18 protein-coding genes are annotated in these 20,738 nt (G+C 57.0%); 4 read left to right on the top strand and 14 right to left on the bottom strand.

The features are described from left to right. Positions 1 to 19: 19 nt before the first annotated feature. The 3 genes from LAO21_07740 to LAO21_07730 all read left to right on the top strand — a co-directional run bounded on the left by LAO21_07740 (position 20) and on the right by LAO21_07730 (position 2,588). The gene (locus LAO21_07740; protein MBZ5552597.1) at positions 20 to 727 is read left to right on the top strand and encodes a DUF4386 domain-containing protein; all 708 of its coding nucleotides are present in this window, start codon (positions 20 to 22) and stop codon (positions 725 to 727) included. Positions 728 to 766: 39 nt separating this feature from the next. Then, on the top strand, positions 767 to 1,462 hold the full coding sequence (locus LAO21_07735; protein MBZ5552596.1) for a DUF4386 domain-containing protein: 696 nt from the start codon (positions 767 to 769) through the stop codon (positions 1,460 to 1,462). Positions 1,463 to 1,619: 157 nt separating this feature from the next. Continuing rightward, a complete protein-coding gene (locus tag LAO21_07730; protein ID MBZ5552595.1) occupies positions 1,620 to 2,588 on the top strand; it encodes an NAD(P)-dependent alcohol dehydrogenase in 969 nt (322 codons plus the stop codon). A 242-nt stretch (positions 2,589 to 2,830) separates the two neighbouring features. Here LAO21_07730 and LAO21_07725 read toward each other — a convergent pair whose 3' ends face one another. From LAO21_07725 to LAO21_07665, 13 genes are all read right to left on the bottom strand, one after another. Next, positions 2,831 to 3,862 (bottom strand): alpha/beta hydrolase, encoded by a 1,032-nt coding sequence (locus LAO21_07725; protein MBZ5552594.1) that lies wholly within the window; start codon positions 3,860 to 3,862, stop codon positions 2,831 to 2,833. A gap of 253 nt (positions 3,863 to 4,115) precedes the next feature. Next, positions 4,116 to 4,844 (bottom strand): SDR family oxidoreductase, encoded by a 729-nt coding sequence (locus LAO21_07720; protein ID MBZ5552593.1) that lies wholly within the window; start codon positions 4,842 to 4,844, stop codon positions 4,116 to 4,118. 139 nt (positions 4,845 to 4,983) lie between these two features. Continuing rightward, positions 4,984 to 5,763 (bottom strand): SDR family oxidoreductase, encoded by a 780-nt coding sequence (locus LAO21_07715; protein MBZ5552592.1) that lies wholly within the window; start codon positions 5,761 to 5,763, stop codon positions 4,984 to 4,986. Positions 5,764 to 6,071: 308 nt separating this feature from the next. Beyond that, positions 6,072 to 7,085 (bottom strand): alcohol dehydrogenase, encoded by a 1,014-nt coding sequence (locus tag LAO21_07710; protein ID MBZ5552591.1) that lies wholly within the window; start codon positions 7,083 to 7,085, stop codon positions 6,072 to 6,074. Between the two features lie 49 nt (positions 7,086 to 7,134). Beyond that, complete coding sequence (locus tag LAO21_07705) at positions 7,135 to 7,776, bottom strand: cysteine hydrolase (protein ID MBZ5552590.1); 642 nt, start codon at positions 7,774 to 7,776, stop codon at positions 7,135 to 7,137. Positions 7,777 to 8,071: 295 nt separating this feature from the next. Then, positions 8,072 to 8,941: an enoyl-CoA hydratase/isomerase family protein gene (locus LAO21_07700; protein ID MBZ5552589.1), complete on the bottom strand. Its 870-nt coding sequence runs from the start codon at positions 8,939 to 8,941 to the stop codon at positions 8,072 to 8,074. Between the two features lie 30 nt (positions 8,942 to 8,971). Further along, positions 8,972 to 10,201 carry an epoxide hydrolase gene (locus LAO21_07695; protein MBZ5552588.1) on the bottom strand — a complete coding sequence of 410 codons (1,230 nt, stop codon included), beginning with the start codon at positions 10,199 to 10,201 and terminating at the stop codon, positions 8,972 to 8,974. 98 nt (positions 10,202 to 10,299) lie between these two features. Continuing rightward, positions 10,300 to 10,884, bottom strand: a complete 585-nt coding sequence (locus LAO21_07690) for a cytochrome P460 family protein (protein MBZ5552587.1) — start codon at positions 10,882 to 10,884, stop codon at positions 10,300 to 10,302. Positions 10,885 to 11,384: 500 nt separating this feature from the next. After that, positions 11,385 to 11,867, bottom strand: coding sequence for a RidA family protein (locus LAO21_07685; protein ID MBZ5552586.1), 483 nt, complete (start codon positions 11,865 to 11,867; stop codon positions 11,385 to 11,387). A 606-nt stretch (positions 11,868 to 12,473) separates the two neighbouring features. Further along, positions 12,474 to 13,097, bottom strand: coding sequence for a cytidylate kinase-like family protein (locus LAO21_07680; protein ID MBZ5552585.1), 624 nt, complete (start codon positions 13,095 to 13,097; stop codon positions 12,474 to 12,476). A 64-nt stretch (positions 13,098 to 13,161) separates the two neighbouring features. Next, complete coding sequence (locus tag LAO21_07675; protein MBZ5552584.1) at positions 13,162 to 14,757, bottom strand: DHA2 family efflux MFS transporter permease subunit; 1,596 nt, start codon at positions 14,755 to 14,757, stop codon at positions 13,162 to 13,164. A 103-nt stretch (positions 14,758 to 14,860) separates the two neighbouring features. Beyond that, a complete protein-coding gene (locus tag LAO21_07670; GenBank protein MBZ5552583.1) occupies positions 14,861 to 15,166 on the bottom strand; it encodes a hypothetical protein in 306 nt (101 codons plus the stop codon). A gap of 179 nt (positions 15,167 to 15,345) precedes the next feature. Beyond that, the gene (locus tag LAO21_07665; GenBank protein MBZ5552582.1) at positions 15,346 to 17,574 is read right to left on the bottom strand and encodes a sigma 54-interacting transcriptional regulator; all 2,229 of its coding nucleotides are present in this window, start codon (positions 17,572 to 17,574) and stop codon (positions 15,346 to 15,348) included. Between the two features lie 275 nt (positions 17,575 to 17,849). On the opposite strand from LAO21_07665, the gene LAO21_07660 reads away from it, so the two are divergent. Beyond that, positions 17,850 to 18,107 (top strand): hypothetical protein, encoded by a 258-nt coding sequence (locus tag LAO21_07660; GenBank protein MBZ5552581.1) that lies wholly within the window; start codon positions 17,850 to 17,852, stop codon positions 18,105 to 18,107. A 189-nt stretch (positions 18,108 to 18,296) separates the two neighbouring features. On the opposite strand, the gene LAO21_07655 is transcribed toward LAO21_07660, so the two are convergent. Next, positions 18,297 to 20,051 carry a serine hydrolase gene (locus LAO21_07655; protein MBZ5552580.1) on the bottom strand — a complete coding sequence of 585 codons (1,755 nt, stop codon included), beginning with the start codon at positions 20,049 to 20,051 and terminating at the stop codon, positions 18,297 to 18,299. Positions 20,052 to 20,738: the final 687 nt, after the last annotated feature.

Below are 20,738 nucleotides of genomic sequence, written 5' to 3'. Positions count from 1 at the left end.
CCTCCTGGGAGGAAACGAAATGATAAACAGCACGATCGACGAGTCACAACGCACGGCTGCAAAGATCGCAGGACTTGCTTGCCTGATCTCGTTCGTCACCGTGGTTGCGGTCAATTTCGGGATCTTCGCCCGCCTCATCGTTGGCGGCAATCCGGCGGAAACCGCCCGCAATATCCTGGCGCACGAAACACTATTCCGTATCGGGGTCGCGGGCGACATGGTTTACTGCGTTGGCGTGGTCGTGCTGCTGACAGCGCTTTACGTGATCCTCAAGCCGGTCAGCCAGAACCTTGCCTTGCTCGCGGCATTCGGCAGGCTGGTCCATGGCGTCATGTGGCTCCTGGCGACGCTCAATCTCTTTACCGCTCTGCGGCTCTTGAAGGACGCTGATTACTCGCGTGCGTTTGGACCCGACCAATTGTCGGCCTTGGTACGATTGCACCTCAGCGGGTTCGACGCGTACTACGTTGGCTTGCTGTTTTGGGGATTGGGAGCCACCGTGGGCAGCTACCTGTGGTTCAAATCGAACTACATCCCCAGAGCCCTGGCTGCCTTTGGTATGATCTCCAGTGCATGGTGCGCCGCCTGCACTTTCGTTTTTTATATCTTTCCCCACTTCTCCAAAGTAGTGAACCTGTGGTGGTTCGATTCCCCTATGGCGATCTTCGAACTTGTGCTCAGTTTTTGGCTTCTGTTCAAGGGAATACGAACACCGCGCGTTGAGTAGCGGTCCCTCGGTCAACCGCGAGACAAGGAGAGTGAGGCCATGAATTCAACCAAAAAGGCAGCAAGAGTCGCAGGATTACTGTATGTGTTGATGTCAATACCCGGCGCCTTCAGCCTTCTGTATGTTCCCTCCGTTCTTATTGTGCCCGGAGATGCCACGGCTACGGTCAACAAGATTCAGGCTTCGGAGTTGCTTTTCCGTATCGGCATGGTGAGCGAGCTGATTTGCGCCACCGGTTTCATATTTGTGGCTCTGGCTCTATATCGATTGTTCAAAGGGGTTGACAAAACGCAGGCTTCGCTCATGGTGACATTGTTTGTGGTCTCCGTCCCCATATCGTTTCTTAATGTGCTTAACCAACTGGCTGTCCTGACACTCTTGAGCGGTGCTAACTTCCTGTCCGCATTCGACCCACGTCAGCTGAATGCCCTGGTCATGCTATTTCTCGGTTTGCATAATGACGGAATCCTTCTCGCCCAGATATTTTGGGGCCTTTGGCTTTTTCCCTTCGGGGTCCTTGTGTTTAAATCGGGCTTCCTTCCCCGAATTCTGGGCGTCCTGCTGATCTTGGCATGTTTCGGCTATCTGGCCATTAGTTCTACATTCTTACTCCTGCCGGCTTACGGGCATATTGTTTCGAGGTTTGCGATGGTGCTTACTCTTGGGGAGCTGCCGATTATCTTGTGGCTTTTGATTAAGGGTGCAAAGGACCAACCATTAGATGTCCCAGCATAGCCTGAACCGAACCCCTGTGGTGCGGTAGAACTATTGCTTCCCTGGGGTTCATCGAGATCGGCGTGAGTATTCTGAGGTGGGAAGTCAACAAGCGCCTGGCGAGTCAGCGGAGCGTAACCGGCCGTCGCCTAAAAACCGCATCAAGGAGAATATCCCTATGAAAGCCGTCGTCTATTACAACTACGGTTCGCCCGATGTTCTTAAATGTGAGGAGATTGAAAAGCCGACCCCGGGGGACAATGAAGTCTTGATAAGGGTTCGCGCAGCATCCCTCAATGCACTTGACTGGCGATTAATGAGAGGCGGGCCGTACATCCTTCGCATGCTGTTCGGGCTGCGTAAACCAAAGAGCGCGCAACCCGGCCGAGTCGGCCGAGATGTGGCCGGACAGGTTGAAGCGGTGGGCAGGAACGTCACCCGGTTCAAACCAGGCGACGAGGTGTTCGGCGTGTGCCCAGGGGCCTGTGCCGAGTATGCGTGTGCCAATGAAGATAAATTGGCACTGAAGCCGGTCCACCTGTCGTTTGAGGACGCCGCAGCCTTGCCCGTGGCGGCATCCACTGCCCTCCAGGGTCTGCGTGACAAGGGACGGATCCAGCAAGGCCACAGGGTTCTGGTTGACGGCGCGTCGGGTGGGGTGGGTACATTTGCGGTCCAGATAGCCAAATCGTTCGGGGCTGAAGTCACTGCCGTGTGCAGCACGAGGAATGTGGACATGGCGCGGTCGATGGGCGCCGACCGGGTCATTGATTACACTCAAGAAGATTTCACGCGAAGCGGCCAGCGTTACGATCTGATCATCGCCGCGAACGCCTATCATTCAATCTTCAATTACAGGCGCGCGATGGTTCAGAACGGAATCTATGTCATGGCCGGAGGGGGTTGGGTCCAAATGCTCCAAGTTGTGTTGCTGGGACCCTTACTGTCACTGGTCGGGCGCAAGAAGATGCGTCTCTTTATGGCGAACATAAACCCGGAGGATTTGGCGCTTTTAAAAGATCTTCTTGAAGCCGGGAAGATTGATCCCGTCATCGATAGACGTTACCCGTTGAGCGAGGTGCCAGAAGCGATACGGTATCTGGAAGAAGGACACGCCAGAGGAAAAGTGATCATAAACACCAATTAAAGGCAAATTCCAAATTCCAAATCGCCAAAATCCAAACAAAATCCAAATTACAATTTGCCGGCGGCGGACAAAATTCAAACAAATCGCGAATTCCAAGTCTTCATCTGAGGTTTGGTACGGAAGAGCGCCCCGGCAAGTCGGAATGTCCCATTCCTTCTTGCATCACGTCCACATTCATTCCCACCAGGTTGACCAAGGCCCTGTGTAAGTCCGTCCGCAGGGCCTATGCAGGTTGACGCCGATCAATAACCGTCGACGTCGACGACAGCTTCGGCAAAGGCCTGTGGGGCTTCCTGGGGCAGATTATGCCCGATGCCGCCCTTGATAATCCGGTGGGAATATTTGCCCGAAAACTTCCTGGCATAGAAACTGCTATCCGGATGCGGCGCACCATTGGCATCCCCTTCAAGGGTAATGGTGGGCACGGTGATGACCGGACCTGCGGCAAGCCGTTTTTCGAGGTCGTCATATTTCGGTTCGCCTTCAGCGAGGCCGAGCCGCCAGCGGTAATTGTGGATCACGATGCTGACATGATCCGGGTTGTTGAAGGACGCTGCGCTACGATCGAACGTGGCGTCATCGAAGTTCCACTTCGGCGAAGCAATCTGCCAGATGAGCTTCGCAAAGTCGTGCCGGTATTTGTCGTAGCCGGCCCGGCCGCGTTCGGTGGCAAAGTAATATTGGTACCACCATTGGAGCTCATCCCTGGGGGGCAACGGCGTCTTGCCGGCTTCCCGGCTGCCGATCAGATAACCGCTCACCGACACCATGGCCTTCGAGCGCTCCGGCCAGAGCGCCGCGATGATGTTGGCCGTCCGCGCTCCCCAATCGTAGCCGGCAAGGATCGCCTTCTTGATCTTGAGGGCATCCATGAAGGCGATAATATCGACAGCGATCCCCGACGGCTGGCCATTCCGGAACGATTCGCTTGATAGAAAACGCGTCGTGCCATAGCCCCGCAAATACGGGACGATGGCCCTGTAGCCCGCCGATGCCAACATCGGGGCGACATCAACATAGCTGTGAATATCGTAGGGCCAGCCGTGCAGCAGAATGACGGCAGGACCATCGGCGGGGCCCGCTTCAGCGTATCCAATATTCAGGACCCCCGCATCGATCTGCTTCAGTGGGCCGAACGACGTGTTCGTTCCCGGCTTAATCGCGGTGATCTTCGCTTTCGCCGACGCATTGATCTTTGTTGAGACGACTCCCTCCTGGTTCGCGAAGAGCGGCCACCGGGCGAGCAGTGCGGCGCCACCGGAAAGGCCGGCCATTGCCAAAAGTCGACGGCGTGATGTCCCGTTCGATTCTGCTTCCTTCATAGTGAATCCCTTTTGAATGGCTAATGATGATTGAGTAAAGTGAGGCGAAAGGGTGGCGCACACATCCTGCCTTCTGGGATGTGTGCAAAACTGTCGGCAGGTCGCCTCATATGCGTGAAGACTCCTCGATCTTTCGTCGCACACATCACAAAAAAAGCGTGATGTGTGCGCCACCCGGTCGATCCCTGACGAAAGCTCCATTCAATTACCAGCGACCGATATGAGCCCCGCCATCGACGTACAGGGTGTCACCCGTGACCGTCGCCGCGTCGGTCAGGTACATGACCGCGTCCGCAATGTCCTTGACCGTCGAAGGCCGACCCATCGGCGACAAGCTCTCCATCACGTCCTTCGGAGTCTCCCGGTGAAGCGGCGTGTAGACGACGCCGGGGGCAACGGCGTTCACACGGATGCCGTCTTTTGCGTACTCCATCGCCAGGTGCCGGGTGATCGTTTCAAGACCGCCTTTGGTGATCATCGGCACCGCCGCCGTGACGCCCCGGATCGGGTTGCGGGCAAGCGCCGCCGTGATCGTGACAATGCTCCCGCCCCTCTTCTGCGCTAACATTTGCTTTATGGAGAGTTGGGTGACATACAGAAAGCCCTCAACGTTCGTCGAGACGAGCGACTTGAAGTCCTCGGCCGTGTAGTCCGTGAACGGCTTGGTGAAGAAGAGGCCGGCGTTGTTGACCAGCGCGTCGATCGACTCAAAGCGAGACAGCGCCGTCTCGACGATCCTGGCGGCCGTTGCCGGCTCGCCGATGTGGCCGTCCACCAGGGCGACGCGGTCGGAAGCCGCGATCTCGGTGGACTGGGTCACCCTCCGGGAATTGGCAATGACGTTGAAACCCCGTTTGACAAACTCTTCGACAATTCCCGCACCGATCCCCTGCGAAGCTCCGGTCACGATGGCTGTCTTCCTTGGGCTGCTCATGGCTGTTTCCCAAATTAGAGGGACTGTTGGTTGCTCCTACCCGGTCCGATCGGGCGCGATGGGCCGTTACCGCTCTCTGTCGTAGAAGAACCGCTCGCGCGTAATCTTGTCGCCCTTGACCGTCTGGACGCCGGTCTCTTCAAGCGTGATGCGCTTGCGCACGGGTGAGCCAGTCCTCGAAACGCGTCGGGCCGATACGTGGGTTGTCGCCGGGGGTGAGGCTTTGATCGTTCACCTGTATGCCGTAGTAGCCTGCGTGGGCATCGGTGATCACCTTCCGTGTGTCCCGGTTTGCGCTCAGGAATCGTCGGACGAGTTCGTCCATACGGATCGGTTCAGGACCCGCCAGCTCGATCGTGCCGTTCAGCGGCTGCTCGACAGCGATCTCGGCCAGCGCGGCGGCGACATCATTCGACACGATGGGCTGCATCAGGGCAGGCGGCACCCGAACCGTTTGGCCGTCGGTGGCGGTTTGGGCGATGCTTTCGACGAATTCGAAGAACTGCGTTGCACGGACGATCGTGTAGGGAACCGGGGAGGCCTTGATCAGCTTTTCCTGCGCCATCTTGGCTCGGAAGTAACCGCTGGCAAGAAGACGATCGGTGCCGACAACGGACAGCGCGATGTGATGTCCCACGCCCGCGACGGCTTCGGCGGCAAGGAGATTGCGGCCGGACGTTTCAAAGAATTCCAAAACGGCCTTGTCTTCCCACGAAGGCGCGTTCGCCACATCGACAACCACCTGAGCGCCTGCAACCGCTGCGGCCAGCCCCTGGCCGGTGATGGTGTTGACGCCCGATGAGGGTGAAGCTGCCACTACCTTATGGCCCTGCTGACGCAGGTTCTTCACGACCTTTGCTCCAATGAGTCCGCTGCCGCCAATGACGACGATCTTCGTCGTTGGCCTTTCCTTGCTCATAATTGTTTTTTCGTTTTTCATAATTGACCTTTCTTTTTGTCGTCCGCAATGCGAACGAGTCGAGCGCCGGCTTTATTGGGAGCCCGTTTTAATGGGCTTCAAGCGCCAGCTTTAGCATGCTGAAGCGATGACGAGAAGAACGCTAAAGCGCCCTTTGCGCCTCTGCTCCCGGTTTACCAGCCCTGAAGGGCTGGCCTAGTAACCCTGCGGACAAGCCGCGTGAACGCGGCTTCGCTTGCAGTTGACGCACTCCCGTCCTGCGTAACGCCATTTACGACCCAGTATACTAGCGAGTCGTTAATCCAGCTTCACATCGTCAGAACGACGCGGAACTGGGCGTTGCCGCTCAACATTCGCGCGTAGGCTTCGGCCGCTTTTTCGAGCGGATATTTTTCAATCATGGGACGCACGCCGGTCAGTTCGGCGAAACGCAGGGTGTCCTCGGAATCGGCTGGAGTGCCGGCGGCCCAGCCTTGAATCGTGCGACTTCCGGTAATGAGCTGTATCGGGGTGACCTCGATGGGATCAAAGGTCGCACCGATCACTATGAGCTTGCCGTTCGGCCCCAGACCGTCGATCAGCTCGGACATGGCTTTCGAGCTTGGGGCGGTGGCTAGAATGACGCGTGCGCCGCCCAGTTTTTGCAAAGCTTCGGCTGCGTTCGTCGATTTGCTGTCGATGTACACGTTGGCTCCGAGTTTCTTGGCGAGCGAAGCGTTTTCGGGCCCACGCCCGATGGCCGCGACCTGATAACCACACTTGTTCGCGAATTGAACTCCGAGGTGACCCAGACCGCCGATGCCCTGCACCGCCACCAGGTCGCCGGGAAACGCACCGCTGTGCCGCAGCGCGTTGAAGGTGGTAATTCCAGCGCAGAGCAGCGGCGCGGCATCGGCGTCACTCAGGCTTTCCGGTATCGGCACCAGGGCCTCCACCGGAGCCACCATGTACTGCTGGTACCCGCCGTCATAGCTGATGCCCGCAATCTTCAGATTCCGGCAATTGCGAAAATCTCCGCGACGGCACTCGAGACACGTGCCGTCCTGCCCACCGTGCCAGCCAACCCCGACGCGCTGCCCCTTCTTCCACCCGGAAACCCCGACGCCCACCTCATCGATGAGGCCTGCGACTTCGTGTCCCGGAACGCGGGGATACTGAATCCCGGGCCAGGCGCCTTCTTTCGTGAGCACGTCACTGTGGCAGACCCCACAGGCCTGCACCTGGATGCGCACGTGTCCGACCCCCGGCTTGGGAATCTCGCGCTCGACAATCTGGAAATCGGACCCCGCCTTGGAAATCTGCGCCACCTTCATGGGTGCCATTGCGGTCTTTGTAGTTGTCATGATTTCTCCTTTGAATTTTGAACTTTCTTTAATAACGTTCACTCCTACTGCCGAAAATCGAATCGACGACTTCATTTGTGGTCACCATGGCACCGGCGTAGTTTGGGATATTCACGTCGAGAGCGGCATGCATCTCCTTATCCGAGTAACTCGCCGTCGCATCTTTCACCATCGTGACCTCGTAGCCAAGCTCAGCGGCATAACGAACAGTGGCCTCTACACACGTGTGTGCGATGAGTCCCATGACGATGAGCTGATGGATACCGTGTCTCTTGAGCTGCAAATCCAAATCCGTGTTGGCGAAGCCACTGGAACACCAATGCTCGAGGGCCACGATATCGCCCGGTTGAGGGGCGAACTCGCGGCGGATCTCGCCACCCCACGTGCCGTATTCGAACGCTTTGTGCAACCAAGCTGCCTTCTGAATAGGCGCTATGTACTTCCAGGTCTCGTAATCGCCCGGACGGTATCGATGATGCAGCGCATAGAAGACCCGAAGCTTCGCCTTTCGCGCGGCATTCAGGACCTGCAGCATATGAGGAACGCAGTCATTCGCTTCTGCAACAGTCCGGATGCGGTCCCATATTTTGCCTCCCTCAGAAATGAAATCGTTATACGGGTCGATGACGAGAAGCGCGGTGATCTCCTTTTCAAACTTCAAATCTGCCACGAGCTCTCCTCCTGCCTGTTGCCAGAATCGACAGTTTGAGTTGTTGCATTTGAGCGCGCCAGCCAGCAGAATCACTTGTCCCTTAGGGCGTGTCGCTCGACACTTTTTGCGAACAGAGGCGTTGCTTGCCGGTTATGGGCCTCTGAAATCGGCTTACGGCCGGCGCCGAGGTCCAGGAAGAAGAGCCTACCGGACGTGGGTACGTTTTTCGCCTCTGCGTTTATCGGCGTGGAAGATCTCGCGCATGCAACGAATCCCCTCGCGAACGTGTCTATGTGGTCTCGAGTGAAAAAGGTCAGAGACCAGCCTTCGCACGGTCTGCTTTGGTCGGCTGTGTATCCATGTCTTCGTCGTCCGCCCGCCCGAACGAAGGGAGGTACCGGCCGAAGTTCAATTCGAAGTCGCTCCGAAGACCGTAACCGATACCACGGATCTTGGCACGGCGCTCCTGCGCACCTGGCAAGGCCAGCAGTGGGAAGAACAGGTCGTTGCTCGACTGAAGCTCGGTAGCTGTCGGCGTCCCGAACCGATTGATCTGGGCCTTCGCCGCGGCCAGCGTTTCACGGTCGAATGAGGCCAGACGCCGGACGAGCGCATCGACAAACGAGTCGAGGCCGTCATCGTCCAGCGTGCGGTTCACCCAGCCGTAGCGCTCGGCGATATCAGCGTCGAAATCGTCGCCGCTGAGGACGATCTCAAGGGCGCGCGAGCGGCCGACCAAGCGCGGGAGCCATTCCAGCGCTCCGCCGCCCGGGACCAGTCCGACACCGATCTCGGGTTGGCCGAATAGGGCGCTTTGCCGGCTGGCGAAGCGCATGTCGCAGGCCAGCACGAATTCGTTACCGATGCCGCGCGTGCGGCCGCGAATCTTGGCGATGCTCACGACTGGCGTGGACGAGAGGCGCAGCACAAAGTCGCGCCAAAGGCCCAGCGCCTCTGGCCGTTCAGCGGCCTTGGCTACGTCGAGGTGGGCGACGAAAAAATCGGGGTTCGCCGACTCGAACACGACGACCTTCACGGACAGGTCCGCCTCGAGTTCGGTCATGAGCGCTCCCAACTCGACGATCGTTGTGGGAACAAACATGTTGATCGGCGGGTTGCTGAAGGTGATCGTCCACCGGCCCGGATGGGTCCGGTCGGTGATGAACTGCGAATGGTCAGGCATGGTGCATCTCCTCCTCTCTAGTGAAGAATCCTACCGCAGCGATCTGAAGCCCGCGCGAAGCTCTGCTGAAAAGAGCTTCGGCTGTTCCCAGGCCGCGAAGTGCCCGCCTTTGTCGACCTTGTTGTAGTGGATGAGTTTTGGGAACGCCTGCTCAGCCCAACTACGCGGGGTCGGGTAGAGCTCGTCAGGAAAGGAGGTCACGGCAACGGGGATGGCGACGCCTTTGGCATTGAAATACCCGAGTTTGCCCCAATTCTCCCAATAGAGACGGGCGCCGGAAAGCGCCGTGTTCGTCAACCAGGTGATCGTGATGTTGTCGAGGATGTCGTCCCGCGTGAGGCCCTCGGATTCTCCCGCAAAAACGCGTGAGATCAGCTCGTAGCTGCGTGCGTCGTGATCAAGGAAATAAGCCGCCAGGCCAACGGGGGAATCCGCGATTCCGTACAACGTCTGCGGCCGCAGCCCCATCTGGTACCCGTAAGCGATGCCCTTTTGATATACGAACTGCAGTCGCTCGTAAGCGATTTTCTCTTCGGCTGAGAGACTGGACGGTGCCGGCGCCCCGGAAAAGGCCGCCCCATCAATGTCGGCTGGAAAAATGCCTGGCATGTTGACGTGAATGCCGAGCAACTCCGGAGGCGCCTGCACGCCCATTTGTTCCGTGATAACCGCGCCCCAATCGCCGCCTTGCGCCACGAATTTCGTGTACCCGAGGCGCTTCATCAGCACGACCCAGGCACGCGCGATATGGGCAGGGTCCCAGCCGGTGGTGGTTGGCTTGCCCGAAAACCCATAGCCGGGCATCGACGGAATCACCAGATGGAACGCATCGGATGCGCTGCCGCCATGCGCCGTGGGATCGGTCAGCGGATCGATGATCTTCAGCTGCTCGACGATCGAGCCGGGCCAGCCGTGCGTGACGATGAGCGGCAACGCATTTTCGTGCTTTGACCGGACGTGAATGAAGTGAATGTCCAGCCCGTCGATCTCGGTGATGAACTGCGGCAGGGCGTTCAGCTGGGCTTGGCACTTGCGCCAGTCGTACGCGGTCGCCCAATAGCGTGCGAGGGCCTGAACCGTGGCGAGTTGCACACCTTGCGTTTGATCGGTGACCGTCTCGCGATCGGGCCACCGAGTCGCGTTGATGCGCCTGCGCAATTCGGTCAGATCCGCCTCTGGAACGTTTACATGAAACGGACGGATTGCATTCTTGTCATCTGCCTTCTCGCGACCTCGTTTTGTAGCACTGGCTGGGGTCATGGTGTTCTCCTTTTAAGTAGTCTTGGATTTCTTGGTTTATGATGCAGTTGATTTGCGTGCGGTCATCGTCTCATTTCTTTCTGCTGTGATTCTCGGTATTAAGGGGCGTAACGGGTGAAGACCAAGTCGCGAGCTTTGATAGCCTCGTGGCAGGGAAAGCAGGTTTTGAGCGGTGCCTCGTCGGCAGGTTTGCCGTCCTTATTGAATTGAGCGAACCCCCAGCCGCCCGTCGCGGCGTACTTTCTTGAGTCCTTGACCATAAACTGAAGGTACCAATCCGGGGCGAGCCCGGGAACGAAAGATTGGGGACGGCCAAAGACTTTGTTGTTTTCCTCTGAGGCGACGGAACTCCAGGCTATTCGGGCAATGATTGTGCCGTCCGGGAACGGAAGCTTTCCTTCGCGATAGGCCTTGATCGCTACGTCGTTGCCCAGAATGGCGCGCAGATCGTTGAGGTTGCCCTCTTCGTGGGCCACGGAGATCAACCTCCAGTCGCGGTATCCGGCGGGGATCTTGACTCCGAAGATCGGGGGGGCCTCTCCATCGGCCTGTCCAGAGGCCGGGGCCTTTTCGGCCGCAAACTTTTCTGGAATGACAAAGGTGACCGTGCCTTTGTCGAGGGGGTGGTGGTTGGCGTCCTCCAATTCAATGAGCACATTGTGCGGACCGGAGGGAAGACCCATCAGGATGATTGGGTTGCCACTCGCATCTGCCCATACCCATGGGGCATCGTCCACTCTCACATGAAGGTGGCCGATGCGCGGCGAGACGGCCAGGGCATTGGGGCCGAACACCGGCACAAGGTGCAGGTTCTGAGTACAGTATTGGATAATCGCCACTCCCCGGGAGGCGAGGGGTCCGGCCAGCGGAGGATCGATGACGATCTTCGCTGGGAGCTCATTGGCGAGCGGGATAACCGAAGCGGGTCGACATGTGTCCCTGGCGCTTTGTGCCCAAGCGGTCATTGCGCACAACACGAGGGCAGCGACCAATAGCAGCGACGTGCCTTTCGAGCTTGAATACTTCAGATTCGCCATGCACTTTCCTCCTGTGCGTTCACCTGGATCGAAATCAGATTTGTTGAAAGCGATTTCGTTGCCATGAATCGTCCAATGATTTTCAGCTATTGTTGAAAGCACTTACTCCTCACCAGCGAGCCAACCGACCATTGCGCCCCGCGCCTTTACCCCGCCACCTCGAAAATCACTTCCAGCGCGACCGGGGTGCCGAGCGGAAGGCTTGCGACGCCATACACCAGGCGGCAAGGGCGCTTGTCCTTCCCGAAGACGTTTTCGAGCAACTCCGAAGCGGCGTCAGCAACATTCGGCTGATCGCGAACATCTCCCGAAGTGGCCACCGACACGCCGAGCCGGACGATCCGCGTCACCCGGTCGAGCGATCCCAAATGCTTCCTTGCGACAGCGAGGGCGTTGAGCGCGGCGCGGTGAGCCGCGTTGCGCCCCGCTTCCACATCGAGCTCCGCGCCGACGCGTCCAATGAATTTCGCCTCGTGGCCTTCCGTGGGAAGCATCCCGCTCAGAAAAAGCAGATTGCCCGTCTGCACCGATTCCACATAGGTGCCGAACGGCTCAGGCGGCTCCGGGAGCTCGATGCCCAGCTCTTTCAAGCGCAGCTCGGCGCCGGCCGGCTGAGAGCGGGTTATCATTTGCCGTTTCACATTTGTGCTCATTTCTCACTCTCCTATTCGATTTAAATGGGGGCTGCATACTCCGCAAAATGACGAGCCCTCGACAGAATGCTCTCGAATCGAAAAAGGGACTGTCCCTAGGGACTGTCCCTTCGGGATTCCCGATCACTGGGGACAAGAATCCACTACCACCAAGCGGTTGAATCTGTTTGATTAGTGTTGGGGCAGCCTTGATCTGAAATTTCAAATTTGAGATCGAAAAAGGGACTGTCCCTAGGGGCTGTCCCTTGGGGATTCCAAATGGGAGATCGGGAACTGACTGGAGATGAGAAAGGCGCACAATCCCGTGAAGGAGGCCACACGGCGCGTCGCGTCTAGACAGACACCCCCGATCACTCCACCGGGAAACCAGAGAGGAGAGCGTCAAGGCTTTCCTCGCTCCGTTCCGAACGCGGCTTTTACTTCGGAAGTCTGATTCATTAAACTGAAATAGAGCTGAAATCAAAGAACCTCATCCCCTCTTCTTACACTCGTTCCACCAAACGATAAGAGCGAGGTGCCCTTTGTTTTATTGGATCGTACTGATTCAATTCTGTGTGTGAACTCCGCAGCAAGGCATTGGGCTCAGGTTGCCGCATCGACGGTCCTCATGAAATTCAGAATCATCTGAACGACGGTCTCGTCTCCGATCGCCGTATTGATCATGGCGTGGTACACGGCGCGATTCGGCCATTGCGCCCTGAAGTATTTCTGGATGAAATCGGCCCGCTCCCGATCAATAGAATCCACCAACTGTTCGGCTTCGTTCTGACTCTTGCCGCGAGCCAACAGGCGCCGTACCTTGTCTTCTCTCGGAGCGTAAAGAAACACACGGAGCGTGTCTTGACGGTCCCTGAGAAAATGCTGCGACCCCCGGCCGATGATGACCGAGTTTCCGGTCTCAGCGGCGTGCCGAACGACCTGTTCGGTGAATCTCAGAATGCTTTCGCTATCGACTAGATTGAGCTTGGGCGCATTGAGGCTGCCTTCATAACTCCCCCGCATAAAAGACTTGAAGAGCCGGTAATAGAGGGGGTCGGTTCGTTCCTCGCGAACCTCGACGACGGCTTTGGGACAATTCGCCAGCCTGGCGATCTCATCGGTCAGCAACTGATCCCAAAGTGTCCAGCCCAACTGCGTCGCAAGCCGCCGGGCGATTTCGCCGCCGCCGCTTCCGTATTCCCGTTCGATCGTGACGATTCTGATCATCGAGCTCCTTGACTTATGCCCTCCGCCCCTCGGTATCTACCCACGGATTGAATGGCCCACTGCGCTAACCCTCCGCCGTTATCCCACCGCCACCGGGAGCGTTCTTCTTCAAAGCAAAAGCCAGACAGAACATGATCCCGGCCCCGACGGCAAGGACCATGAAGGCATCAATATAGGCCAGGTTCGCCGCCTGCGCTTGCAGCTCTCGATAGATCCTGGCAATCGCCTGCTGGTGCGCTCCGTACGCTCCCAATCCCGAATGAGCCAAGCGCTCGCTGAGGCCGTTTACCAAGTCCTGGAAATTGGGGTTGTCCGCTCCCGCGTACTGTACCAGTCTTGCCTGATGGAATTGCGATCGCCGCGCAATTACTGTTGTGACTAGGGAAGTTCCGACGCTGCTTCCCATATTGCGCATGAAGTTGACAATCCCGGCGACCGCGTTATTCTTCTCCGGCGAAATTCCGATGTAAGCCACCAGCGTAATCGGCACGAACAGGAATCCCAACCCAAAGACCTGGGCGATGCGCAGCCACACGGCGGCATTGAAACTCATCTCCAAGTCAATCCGCTTCGTGGAATAGAACATGGCGATGAACAGACTTAACCAACCGAATGCGATCAGGTAACGCGCCGGAACCTTCGTGGTGAGCTGACCCACAATGGGCATTTCAAAGAGCAAGACTAATCCACCCGCCGAAAGCGCCAGACCCGCCAACTCGGAGGTGTATCCCAAGAGCGTCTGGAGGAACTGAGGCATCAGAACGAGACTGCTGAACAACACGATTCCCAGGATGAACATCATCAAGCTCGCACTGGCGAAGTTAAAATTCTTGAACATCCGAACCTCAATAATCGGAGCCTTCTGAAACCATTCCCAGAGCACCAACCCGATCAGGCAAAGTGCCGCCATGATGGCTAAAGTGGTGATAAAGGACGACCCGAACCAATCATCCTCCTGGCCTTTATCGAGCAAGATTTGCAGGGCCCCGACCCCGAGAGCCAATAGAGCGATGCCCACATAGTCCAACTTCACCCCAGCCGACTTGAGACGGCTTAAGTAGGGCGGATCTTCAATGAAGAGCCGCACCAGAAACCATGTAACCAGGCCGACCGGGATATTGATAAAAAAAATCCATCGCCAGGAATAATTGAAGGTGATCCATCCACCCAGGGTGGGACCGATCGTCGGCGCCATGATGGCCGTGACGCCATACAACGCAAACGCCAGACCTCGCCGCTGCGGCGGAAAGGTGTCTGCCAGAATGGCCTGGGCCATCGGCTGCAGTCCCCCGCCGCCCGCGCCTTGCAGCACACGGAAGAAAAGCAGAACCCCGAGACTGGGCGCCACTCCGCAAAGCACTGAGCTCACGGTGAACACACCCAAACAGGTCATGAAAAAACGCTTCCGGCCGAAGGCGCCCGCCAGCCAGCCGCTGATGGGCAGGACGATGGCATTCGAGACCAGATACGAGGTCAGGACCCATGTGCTCTGGTCGTTGCTCGCTCCGAGATTCCCTGCCATATACGGCAGTGCCACGTTGGCGATGCTGGTGTCGAGGACCTCCATGAACGCTGCCATCGCCACCACCACGGCGATCAGCCAAGGATTGTATCGGGGCTGCCAGAGGTCCTGGTCCATCGTGAGCGCCGCGGAAGTCATCGGAGCGGCACGTCCGGTACGACGTTCATGCCGGGTCGAAGTGGACGATCTTTGTTCTCGCCCGAATCAAGAACGATTTTCACCGGAATCCTTTGCACAGTTTTCACGTCGTTGCCGGGCCCCTAAACCGATCACCGATTGGCGAAGAATTTCCGCCTCTTTCTCGTTCAATCCACTCCCGGATATAGGCCGGACAATTTTCGAGCTTGATGCCCTCGTCTTCGCAGCGCCCGAGAAACCCGACAGCCTCCCGATCCACCAGGGTCAGGTCCTCTAAATCCAGGACAATGCGGCGTCCTTTTTCTTCTAATTCAAGAAGCGTTTTCAGCTCGGCTCGATTCTCTGCGGCCATTCGACCGCTCAATTTGAGGACGACCTCCCCGTTCGCTGCTCTGCGAATCTTGAGCATCTTCCCTCTTCAGGAATCTGATTTGAGCTGAGTTACGATAAAGGTGCAACTCAGGCTCCAAACGTAAGCTGCTGAAAATAGATTAATTAACCGATGGAGAGATGGCGAGGCGTTCGCCAATTGGCGAAAATTGTACAAACACCCCGTCTCGTTTTTGGAGAGTCACGTACAAAGGAAGGTTAGCTGTTCCCGGAGGGATTCGCTGTTTTGAAGCGATTCTTGTTGATCTTCAGGGACCGAATCTTCGATTCCAGGGTCGAGCGGGGCATCCCCAACTTTTGAGCCGCGCCTGACGGTCCGGAAACCCGTCCCCCGCTTTCGCTCAAGGCAACCTCAATGATTTCCTTTTCCTGAGTCGAAAGACTTTTATAAAGGTCAAGCCGGCGGTTCGATTCAGTCGCGGGGAGCGGCCGAGAAAGCCAGCTCTCATCGACCGAAAAATTCTCTCCATCACACACAATGACCGATCGCTCGATGACGTTCTGCAATTCGCGAATGTTCCCCGGCCAGGGGTACGATTGGAACAGTTCCAGGGTGCGCTTCTCGATGGTTCGTATCCTCTTCCCCGCTTTTCGTGCATAGCGATCGATGAAGTACTCAACCAGCAAGGGAATGTCTTCTCTTCGGTCCCGGAGCGGGGGAATCTCGATCGGGAAAACGTTGAGCCGGAAAAACAGGTCGCTGCGAAACGCGCCTGCGGCAATGGCGGCCTGCAAGTCACAGTTCGTGGCCGCAATCACACGAACATCCGTTCGCATGGATCGAGTTCCGCCGATACGCTCAAATTCGTGTTCTTGCAGAACCCGCAAGAGTGCGATCTGGGTCTCGGCCGGAAGCTCTCCGACTTCATCCAGGAAGATCGTGCCTCCTCCGGCCAATTCAAAGCGGCCTAAACGTTGCTGGGTCGCCCCTGTAAAGGCACCCTTTTCGTGGCCGAATAATTCTGAGGCGATCAGGTCACGCGGGATGGCAACGCAGTTCACACCCACAAAGGCGTGTGAGGAGCGAAGAGACCGCTTGTGGATGGCGCGAGCCACAAGTTCCTTGCCCGACCCGGTTTCTCCGGTGATCAGAACGGTGGAGTCGGTGGGAGCGACCTTGGATACACGAGAAAACAGCGCATGCAGGGCGGGAGCGCTCCCGACGATTTCCTCGAACATGGATGCCTTGTCGATTTCTTCGCGCAGGGCAACGTTTTCGTGCTGAATTCTCTCTTCCTGCTGCTTACGATCCTCGATATCCGTCCCCGCCAGATACCAACGCGTAATCTGTCCCTGCGCATCTCGCAGCGGGTTGCGGTGGAAAAGAAACCAGAGATACTTCCCGTCCTTTCCCAGTAACCGCGCTTCGCGCTCGTATGGGGTTTCACTGAAGACCTTGAATTGCGCCCCGCTCGTCATCCGTTCGCAATCATCCGGATGAAAGAGGCGGCGCGGATCACAGCTCCGCCACGTGTCGAGGGTGAGACCATGATAGTCGAGCGCGGCCCGGTTGGCATAAAGTCGATTCCCTTCGGGTCCCAGGACAACGATGTGCTGAGGGGCGAGATCCAGTACTTGTCGCAACTCTGCTTCCTGGTCCCGGATCTTTTCTTCTGCCTGCTTCCGCTCGGTGGTGTCGCGAATGAACCCCGTAAAGATGTGACGGCCGTCTATGAGAACCTCGCCGAAGGAGACCTCGACCGGAAATTCCTCCCCGTTCTTCCGGAGGCCGACAAGCTGCACTCCGTTCCAATCGACATGGCGCTGGTTTGTTTTGAGGTAACGTTGAAATCCCGCCTTATGAAGCTCACGCATGAATTCCGGCATGAGCATCGTTAAAGGCTGTCCGATCATTTCGGAAATTGGATACCCGAAAGTTCGGGTGGTCGCCGGATTCGCAAAGATAATCTGGCTTTCCTGATCGACGCTGACCACAGCATCCGTGGCGGTTTCGACCACGCTCCGGTAGCGCTCCTCGCTGTGCTGGAGCGCTTCCCTCGATCGTTTGCGTTCGGTGATGTCGGTGACAATGCCCCCGATCGCATAGATTTCGCCCGCCGCATCGTAGAGTGGAAACTTATGGACGATGCTTATGTGCGGACCGTCTGCCTGCTGGGTTACCTCCTCGAATTCAATCGGGACACCTGCCTTGAGCACCTCAAGGTCGTTGGCTTGAAAGGCGGCTGCCAGCTCGTGTGGAAACACCTCATGATCCCTCTTGCCACGAATCTGTTCGCCGTCGACACGGAGAACTCTTTCAAATTCTCGATTGACGTACAGGTAACGAAGTTCTTTGTCCTTAAGAAAAATAAGGTTTGGGCTGTGATCCCAAAAGGCGCGAATTCGGAGCTCGCTTTCCCGCAACTGTTCTTCAACCGGCTTACGTTGAGGAGTCGCCTTGGGGCCCGACGGGGACGGTGCTGTCATCTGAAGCCTCTTACTGTCTTACAATGCGGATGCCACCGGCCGGTTCAGGTCTGCGGGAGATCCTCAAGTGTTGAGCCCCTTCCTTCCCGGAGGAGGTCCGTAATCCGCTTCCGCGGCAATCATGTTTTCCCTACAGGGGGGACATCCAAACTCCTCCGCCCTCGCGGAGGTTCCATGCAAATTGTGTATCAAAACCCCCGATTTGGCCAATCACTTTTTTTTCATTCTTCGAAGCGCCGGACGATGCGATTGGCACCCTCTGCAAGAATCTATTTGTGCCGCTTTTGGAGAAGTTGCTGGCCGGCGGCACGATTCTCGAATATGAGATTGACACCGAAGCGATCCACACGGAATCGGCCCAGATGTTCTGGATTGTCTTTATTGCGTCCAACGCGGACGGCTTGGACAAATACAACGCCGCCTTGCGCGACGCGCAGAAGGCGAGCCCGCTGGGTGGCCCGGCATTCACCTCGATGGTGGATTTCACCGACCACCGCGATGATTTGGATTTGACAAACGCCACGTACAAATAGCGAGCGGGACGGTTACCTTGGCCCGCCTGCGGCAAACTGGCGCAGCCCCTTGCGGGTCAACGCCAGTCCTCCGCTCCTCTGGCCGGGAATTTAGACCGGAAAATTTTTGGGCTCATGCTTCCACAATTACAACTCGGAAATCACCGCAAAGGCGCAAAGAGCCCGGAGGCACGGGCGGCTAACCCGGTCTCATTGCCGGGAGTAGGATAATTCGCCTGACGGGTCGCGCACCTTCAGGGCCTTCACCTGGTCGTTCTCCATCACGAACTCAAAGATCTCGTCGGAGAACTGCGGAGTCCTGAACTGGAGACCTTTGACCGGGGTGAGTTTGAGCGGAGGTCCCCCCGGGAATACAAGAGAGAGTCCGACCCCCGGCTGATAGAGGACCTGGAACTTGATGTGAGCTGGCGTCAGGTAAACTCCCGCGAGCTTCTCGAGAAGCTTCGGATCCAGAGTCTCGGGCCTCCGCGTGAAAACGACCTCGGCCTCGTCCAGAGAAATGACCGCGCCATCGATGTCTCCCTGGGGATTGGTCCGGAAATTAACCGAGAATTTGCCATATTGTTCGTCGTCGGGCGTATCGAACCGGTCGTAATGGAAATGAGTCATCGGAAACTGGAACTCGTGAAACCCGAATTGAAGCTGGTTATCCTTGACTCCGATTTTGAGAATGCCGTAAGCCGGGTTCTCGTACTCACCCCCGTAGTTGGCCAACAAGTGGGACGGCTTGGTGTTCGCAACCCGGTCCGCGCCGGCCTTCGCCCGCGCTTCCGTGCCGGCCTTTTTGTTGGCGAGCCGCTGCTCCAGCCGGCGCCGACTCCAGGGTGTCTGGTCCATCCCGAGCAATCGCTCATAGACGTTGTAGCTGACGATGTTGTAGAGGGGAGCACTGTGATCGCCGATCACGAGGACGATCACGCCGATCCTGTCGTTGGGCATGAGAGAAATCTGCGAATGAAACCCGGGAAGGTCGCCGCCGTGATAGGTGATCAGGCGTCCCCTGTAGGAGGCGGTCTGTCGCCCCATCCCGTAAGCTGGATTCAGTATCTCCCAGTATCCCTGGGATTCCCCAAGGGTGTTGGGTAACCCAATGGCGGGTTGCAAGGTGGCTTTCAGCACGTTAGCCGGCAGGACCTGCTTCCCATGGTATTTCCCGTCGTTCATCAGAGCGATGAGCCAGTGCGACAGCTCGTCGATATTCGAGATGATCGCGCCCGCAGGGGCGACGCCCTCGGTATCCTCGTAATAGGGGATCTTGTACAGCTCGAACGAGTCGCGTTTTTCTCTGAAGGGGACCCCGTAGTCGGGATGTTTCAACATATCGGAAATCGTATAGCCGGTCGAGGACATGTCGAGCGGCTCGAGAATCCTCTCCCGCACAAACTGCTCCCACGTTTTTCCAGACTTCAATTCGATGATCTGCCCGACGGCGGAGAACATGAGGTTGTTGTACAGGAAGGTCTCGCGCATTGGCACCTGCGGCTCGAGGTATTTCAGTTTTTCGAACAACTGCTTCCTTGTGAAATCTGACTTGAACCAGATCAGGTCGTGCCTCGTTACCCCCGTCCGGTGCGACAGCATGTCGCGAAGAGTAACGTTATTGTTGAGCGGGTCGTTGTAAAACTGGATCGTCGGCACGGACTCGCGCACGGGTTTATCCCAGGTGAGCTTTCCTTCCTCGACCAGCATCCCGGCCGCCACAGCCGTGAATAGCTTCGAGTTCGAAGCGATCTGGCACAGGGTGGACGGGAGGAACGGCAGCTTCTTTTCGTAGTCCCGGTAGCCGTACCCCTTGGCGAAGACCAGCTTGTCATTGATCACAATGCCCACGCCGATCCCCGGCGTATTCCAATCCTTCACGACTTGTTCCATGTAGGTGTCGAACCCCTGTAGCTTGTTAGCGAACTCCTGTTCTTGTGCAGGAACATCGTGCCCAAAAGTCATCAGCGCAAGGGTCAGAACGAATAGGCAACCCGGATAACGGATTCGGTAGAACCGGAGTTTGCTCTCGACAAACATGAGACCAGAACCTCCTCTTTGGATTCTTGAAGCGGGTATGCCCGGTATTCTATCTAGGTGGCGTTCATTTCACAACGGTTTCGACTACGTTTATGAACAACAAAAGAGGTCAGGCGGCGACATTCGACAATCGAGAAGAAGGAAGTAACAGGACGCAGATGAACACAGACAAACACGGAAGTCCTTGGGTTAAAGACAATGGCTTGCGATCAAATGCTCACGACCAATATCGGAAAGACACATGTAACAAAAACCTATCGTGCATCACACGGGCCGACCCAATTCATTCCTACTCAAATCACTTCTGTGTTTGTCTGGGTTTATCTGCGTCCGTCAAGGTTGTATGGAACCCCTTCAGGGTAAAACCTCCATGGAAACGAATCCTCACCCAGGGTAGGCCGCAAGGCGGCCAACCCTGGGCTGGAATATACAACCCCTTCGGGGGAGGGTGGCCATTATCCCCCGCCGGGCAGGCTAGGTCTTTGACCGCCTGAAACGGTTCTATAAAGTAATTGTATTATAAGATGTTTCATTCTATACTCGGGGCATGTCACGACATCCTTTACAAATTCATGTCTCGCCCCACGACCAAAAGGAACTGCACCAGGTGCT

Source organism: Terriglobia bacterium, assembly GCA_020073085.1.
In the GTDB taxonomy this organism is placed as follows: domain Bacteria; phylum Acidobacteriota; class Terriglobia; order JAIQFV01; family JAIQFV01; genus JAIQFV01.
The sequence above is the reverse complement of the archived record's forward strand: the minus strand, read 5'-3'. Positions and strand labels throughout refer to the sequence as shown.